Source organism: Sandarakinorhabdus sp. (assembly GCF_032115815.1).
Taxonomy (GTDB): Bacteria; Pseudomonadota; Alphaproteobacteria; order Sphingomonadales; family Sphingomonadaceae; genus Sandarakinorhabdus.
Window position 1 is genome coordinate 1 of sequence record NZ_JAUMBI010000051.1, and the last position, 5,996, is coordinate 5,996.

6 protein-coding genes and 1 pseudogene are annotated in these 5,996 nt (G+C 66.9%); 5 read left to right on the top strand and 2 right to left on the bottom strand.

What is annotated here, in order from left to right; all coding sequences use genetic code 11:
- Positions 1-1,630 (top strand): EAL domain-containing protein (locus RT662_RS02820; RefSeq protein WP_313668986.1); only part of this gene is annotated, 1,630 nt, incomplete at its 5' end.
- 3 nt (positions 1,631-1,633) lie between these two features.
- Here the strand turns inward: RT662_RS02820 and nudC are convergent.
- Both nudC and RT662_RS02830 read right to left on the bottom strand, forming a co-directional pair.
- Positions 1,634-2,530, bottom strand: coding sequence for an NAD(+) diphosphatase (gene nudC / locus RT662_RS02825; RefSeq protein ID WP_313668988.1), 897 nt, complete (start codon positions 2,528-2,530; stop codon positions 1,634-1,636).
- Positions 2,527-3,582 (bottom strand): A/G-specific adenine glycosylase, encoded by a 1,056-nt coding sequence (locus RT662_RS02830; RefSeq protein WP_313668990.1) that lies wholly within the window; start codon positions 3,580-3,582, stop codon positions 2,527-2,529. Before RT662_RS02830 ends, nudC begins: the two co-directional genes overlap by 4 nt.
- A gap of 26 nt (positions 3,583-3,608) precedes the next feature.
- Here RT662_RS02830 and RT662_RS02835 point away from each other — a divergent pair, with 26 nt between their 5' ends.
- From RT662_RS02835 to RT662_RS02850, 4 genes and pseudogenes are all read left to right on the top strand, one after another.
- The gene (locus RT662_RS02835; RefSeq protein ID WP_313668991.1) at positions 3,609-4,136 is read left to right on the top strand and encodes a DUF721 domain-containing protein; all 528 of its coding nucleotides are present in this window, start codon (positions 3,609-3,611) and stop codon (positions 4,134-4,136) included.
- 47 nt (positions 4,137-4,183) lie between these two features.
- Positions 4,184-4,915 carry a thioredoxin domain-containing protein gene (locus RT662_RS02840; RefSeq protein WP_313668992.1) on the top strand — a complete coding sequence of 244 codons (732 nt, stop codon included), beginning with the start codon at positions 4,184-4,186 and terminating at the stop codon, positions 4,913-4,915.
- Positions 4,912-5,658 (top strand): thioredoxin domain-containing protein, encoded by a 747-nt coding sequence (locus RT662_RS02845; RefSeq protein WP_313668994.1) that lies wholly within the window; start codon positions 4,912-4,914, stop codon positions 5,656-5,658. The genes RT662_RS02840 and RT662_RS02845 overlap by 4 nt, the downstream gene beginning before the upstream one ends.
- Before the next feature lie 6 nt (positions 5,659-5,664).
- Positions 5,665-5,996 (top strand): annotated as a pseudogene (locus RT662_RS02850) (AAA family ATPase); the annotation flags it as partial.

Below are 5,996 nucleotides of genomic sequence, written 5' to 3' on the forward strand. Positions count from 1 at the left end.
ACTGGATGGGCTTGGGCGCCTCACCCATGTCACCACGCGCTTTGCCGATGTCGCGCGCCGCCGCCGGGCCGATATGCTGGGCCAGCCGCTGCTGGCGCTGCTCGATCCGGTGCAGGGCGGGGCGACCACGGCGGCGCTGGCCCATGCCTTGCGCGAACGTGAGGCGTTTCGCGATCTGGTGGTGCCGGTGCCGCTGGGCCGCGACCTGAGGTGGTGGGCGCTTTCAGGCACGCCGAAACAGGATGCGGCGGGCAGTTTCACCGGCTTTCGCGGCGTGGGCCGCGATGTGACCGAGGTGCGGCGCAGCCAGGAGCGCATCGCGCAACTGGCGCGCTTCGATCCGCTCACGGGCCTCGCCAATCGCAGCCTGTTCCGCGAATCGCTGGATGAGCTGGTGGAGAACGCTGTCCTGTCGGGCAAGCCGGCGGCGCTGTTGTTTGTCGATCTGGATCGCTTCAAGGCGGTGAATGATTGCTTTGGCCATGCCGCCGGCGATCTGTTGCTGCTGCAGGTGGCACAACGCCTGTCGGCGCTGGTGAAGGCGCAGGTGAAGGGCGGCGCCACCATCGCGCGGCTGGGCGGCGATGAATTCGCCATCGTGCTGCCCGATGGCAGCGGCGATCGCGCCGAAAAACTGGCGCAGCGGATCGTGAAGGACATGGCCCGGCCGTTTCCGCTGGGCGAGGAAGGCCGCGCCGGTGCCGCGGTGGTGGGTGCATCGGTGGGCTGGGCGCTGGCGCCGTATGATGCCGAAACGCCTGAAGATCTGCTGCGCTGCGCTGATCTGGCGCTGTACCGGGTGAAGGAACAGGGCCGCGGCGCGGCCTGCCGCTTTGCCCCGGAAATGGCCCAGGCCGTGGCCGAGCGCCGCAAGCTGGAAGCCGATCTGGCCGCCGCGCTGGATCGTGATCAGTTGCGCCTGTTGTTCCAGCCGGTTGTGGACAGCGAGGACGAACGCATTACCGGGTTCGAAGCATTGTTGCGTTGGCATCACCCGGAACTGGGCGTGGTCTCTCCGCTGGATTTCGTGCCGGTGGCCGAAGAAACCGGCCTGATCGTGCCGATTGGCGCCTGGGTGATCGATGAGGCGCTGGCCTGGGCGACGCGCTGGCCGGCGCATGTTAAAGTGTCGGTCAATCTGTCGGCGGTGCAGATGGAAGAGGCGAACCTGCCCGATGTGATCGCCGCCGCGCTGGCCCGCCACCAGATCGGCCCGGAGCGGCTGGAACTGGAAATCACCGAAAGCCTGTTCCTGGCGGATAAGCCGGCGGTGATCGAGGTGCTGGCGCGGTTGACGGCGATGGGGGTGAGTTTCGCGCTCGATGATTTCGGCACCGGCTATTCAGCGCTGGGAACGCTGCAGAAGGCCAGCTTCAGCCGCATCAAGATCGATCGCAGCTTTGTGGCGCGGGCCTCGGCGATGGGCGATGAGGCCAGCGCCATCATTCAGGCCATCGTGCGGCTGGCCGCCAGTCTCGACATGCAGACGACGGCGGAAGGCACCGAAACTCGCGCCGCCTTCGAACTGTGCCGGCAACTGGGCTGCACGCAGGTGCAGGGCTATCTGTTCGGCAAACCGATGCCGCCCGAAGAAGCCACCCGGCTGGTGTGCGAGGCCGCGCTGGCCTGAAGCCTATTCGTCCACCCAGCTTTGCAGCAGCGTGTGGGCGATGGCCAAAGGCGGCGGGGCGAGGAAATCGCCATTGCCGGCCAGCGCGGCGCGCACTTCGTCCTTCGTCACCCAGCGCACTTCTTCCAGTTCGTCTTCGTCCAGCCGCACCTCGAAACCATCGGCTTCGGCAAAGGCGGCCATCATCAGGCTGGACGGGAAGGGCCAGGGTTGGCTGGCCAGATAGCGCACCCGGCGGGTGGTGATGCCGGCTTCCTCCCACAATTCGCGGCGCACGGCTTCTTCCAGGCTCTCGCCCGGCTCCACGAACCCGGCGAGCGCTGACAGGAAACGCTTGGGAAAACGCGGCTGGCGGCCGATCAGCGCGTGGCCATCCTTGATTGCCAGCATGATCACCACCGGATCGACGCGCGGGAAATGTTCGGCCTTGCAGACGAGGCAAGAGCGGGCATAGCCAGCCTTTGAAAGTTCTGTCTTGCCGCCGCACACCGCGCAGAAACCGTGGCGCTGGTGCCAATCGATGATCGATCGGGCCTGCGCCACGATCGCCGCTTCCGGCGCCGCCAGCAACGCGCCGGCGGCACGCGCATCGAGCAGCTTGCCGCCAAAATCGGCCACCAGTTCATCCGACGGCGCTGCCGCCGCAAAACGCGGGCCATCAGGGCCGATCCCGAGGAAGATCGACAGCGCATCGTGTGGCACATCGGAACGATAGGCCCACAGGATCGACGTGGGTTCACCGGACCTGACCACTGGATTGAGGCCATCCATCACCAGCCAGCGCGCATCGGGCCGGGCGCGCATGGCGATCAGCGCCGCCGGGTCGCGCCTGATCTCGTCGGCACGGTCCAGCATGTTGCCGCAAAAGCCGGTGACCGGCACGTCATGGAAGATCGTCATGCCGCCTTGTTCTCCCGTAAATCATCGGCGGCAAGCCCCAGCCGCGCGGCCTTGGCAAAAAGTGTGGGCATGCCGGCGGATTCCACCTGACTGAGCGCCAGCCAGTCGCCCGCGAGCGCCGGCCGAGACGGCAGGATCAACGCCTGCACCGCCAGTTCCAGATCGAAATGGGTGAAGCCGTGGCGCACCACCCCCAGCACCTGCCAGTCGCCCGCCAAGGGCGGCGCGCTCCCCCCACGCCAATCACAGCTGGGCAGCGCTCGCATGCCGCCAAGCAGGCCCTTGGCCGGGCGGATGTTGGTGAGCACCGCGCCCTCCGCCTCGATCCACCAGGCGGTGCCGGTGCGAGTGGGCCGCGCCTTCTTGGCGGCCTTCACCGGGAAGGCATCCGGCGTGCTAGCCTTGTGCGCGGCGCAGCCATTGATCAACGGGCAGGCGAGGCAGCGCGGGCTGCGCGCCGTGCAGACGCGGCGGGCCAGATCCATCATCGCCTGTGCGAAATCACCCGCTGCGCCCTGCGGCACCAAAGGGGAGAGCGCAGCGCGGATGGGAGCGCGGGCCGCGGGCAGGGGGGTGGCAATCGCAAAGATCCGGCTCACCACGCGTTCGACATTGCCATCGATCACCACCGCATTGCGGCCGAAACCGAATGCTGCCACCGCTGCTGCCGTGTAATCGCCGATGCCGGGCAGATCGCGCAATTCGGCTTCGCTGGCCGGGAATCGCCCACCGTGCCGTTCCACCACGGCGCGCGCGCAGGCGAGCAGGTTGCGGGCGCGGGCGTAATAGCCAAGCCCGGCCCAGGCCTGCATCACGTCGGCATCATCCGCCGCCGCCAGCGCCGAAACCGTCGGCCAACGCGACGTAAAGGCGTGGAAATAAGGCGTCGCCGCTTCCACCGTCGTCTGCTGCAGCATCACTTCGGACAGCCAGACGCGGTAGGGCCAATCCGCATCAGCCGGCAGCGGTTCGCCGGGCGGATTGCGCCACGGCAGCTCGCGCGCATGGGCGCGATACCAGCGGAGAAGATGGTGGGGCCAGCTATCGGTCACGCCGCGTCTATGGCATGGAACCGGCGATGCCGAAAACGCCCTCTAAAGCTGCGCCGCCAAAGCCACAGGACAAACCACGCGGCGGCCGCGCCAAGCCGATTGCCGAGCTGGTCAGCGATGTCGGCGGCCAGGCCTTCAAGCGGTTCGGCTTCACACATTCGGCGCTCAATGATCGCTGGGCCGAAATCGTCGGGCCCCAATTTGCCCGCCACAGCCGGCCGCTGCGGCTGCGTTTCCCGCGCGGCCAAAAGGATGGCGGCACGCTGGCCGTCGCCGCCACCGGTGCGCTGGCGCCCATGTTGCGCCATGTCGAAGCGCAGATCATCGAACGCGCCAATCGCATCCTGGGCTTTGCCGCGGTCGCCCGCATCGCCATCGAACAGGGCGCCGCCACCATGGAAGCGCCGCCCGCGCCGCCGCCACCGCCGCCCGGGCCATTGCCCGAAGCCACCCGCTCCACCCTGCGCGAGATTGCAGACCCGGAATTGCGCGCCTCGCTGCAATCGTTGGCCGAAGCGCTGGCCACTTCCAACGGCCTGCCGAAAATTCGCTGACTGGAAGGGGCTTGGCGCTGCCGCCTGCGCCACGCTACAGAAGAGTCATGCGACTTGCTTTTGCCTTCCTGATTGCCGGCCTCGCCGCTGCTCCGCTGCTGGCAGCGCCAGCCAAACCAGCGGCGCGTGCTGTGGCCGCGCCGGCCGATTGGTCCACGCGCCTCGCCACCACGGCGCAGGGCGGCATATTGATGGGCAACCCCAATGCGCCGGTGAAGCTGATCGAGTTCGGCAGCCTCACCTGCCCGCACTGCCGCGCCTTTCACGAAGCCGGCCTGCCGGCAATCCGCAGCCGTTGGCTGACCGCGGGCCAGGTGAGTTATGAATATCGGCCGTTTTCGTTGAATGGCATCGATCTGATGGCCGGGCTGCTGATGCAGTGCCAAGCCGCGCCGCAGGCCTGGGCGTTCGTCAACCGCGTCTATGCCCGCCAGGATCAATTGGTAACGCCGTTCATGGCCATCCCCGAAGCCGAACGCACCCGCATCCAGTCGCTGCCGCAGGACAGCCAAGGCAATGCCATGGCCATCGCCGGCAAGCTGCCGGAATTCGCCGCCGCCGCCGGCCTGCCGCGCGCCCGTTATGATGCCTGTGTTGCGGCCAAGCCGGCGATGGACCGGCTGCTCGCCATCCGCACCGATGCCGTGCAGAATCACCAGCTGCAGGGTACCCCCAGTTTCCTGATCAACGGCCGCATGCAATCCGACGTGTTTGATTGGGCCGCGCTTGAACCATTGCTTGATGCCGCCGTGAAGGCCGCCCCTGGAAGGACGAAATGATGCGCTTGCTTCTTGCCGTTTCCGCTCTCGCGCTGATACTCACCGCCTGCGGTGAAAAGACCGCGACACCAGACGCCTCTGGGGCCGCCGATGCGCCCGCCGGCCCCGCCGTGGCCGCGCCGGCCGGCCAGAACTGGGTTGATGTCGTGGCGGCCACGCCCGAAGGCGGCTTCCGCATGGGCAACCCGGATGCCCGCGTGAAACTGGTCGAATTCGCCTCGCTCACTTGCCCGCACTGTCGCGAATTTCACGAAGCAGCCACGGCCACCCTCAAGTCCAAATATGTCGCCAGCGGCAATGTTTCCTATGAATATCGCAACTTCGTGCTGAACGGTCCCGATTACGCCGCCACCGTGCTGGCGCGCTGCCAGGGCCCTGCGGCCTTTTTCGGCCTGCTCGACAATTTCTACGCTGATCAGATGGGCTGGACGGAACCGTTCGGCCGCATCGGCAAGGCCGATCAGGAGGCGCTCAGCAAGCTGCCGGAAGATCAGGCCATCGCGCGCATGGCCGAACTCGGCGGCCTGGCTGATTATGTGAAGCTGCGCGGCATCCCGCGCGCCAAGTTCGATCAGTGCCTTGCCGATCCGGCGCAGCTGAAGGCGGTGAGTGATCTGCGCAACCAGGCGGTCAACGAGCTGAAGCTCACCGGCACGCCCAGCTTCATCATCAACGGCACGGTACAGGAAGGCGTGTTCACCTGGCCCGATCTCGAAACCAAGCTGCAGGCGGCACTCCGGTAAGCGCCCTTGGAATTTCGCCGCCTTCGCCTTGCGGGCTTCAAGTCCTTCGTTGAACCTGTCGATCTCCATATCGAACCGGGGTTGACCGGTGTTGTCGGCCCCAATGGCTGTGGCAAATCCAATCTTCTGGAAGCGCTGCGCTGGGTGATGGGGGAAGGCAGCCCGAAATCCATGCGATCGGGCGGCATGGACGATGTGATCTTTGCCGGCACCAGCGCCCGCCCGGCGCGTGAGTTCGCCACCGTTACCCTGCATCTTGCCGGCAGCGCTGGCGAAGAAATCGAAGTGCAGCGCCGCATCCAGCGCGGCGCCGGTTCGGATTATCGCCTGAATGGCCG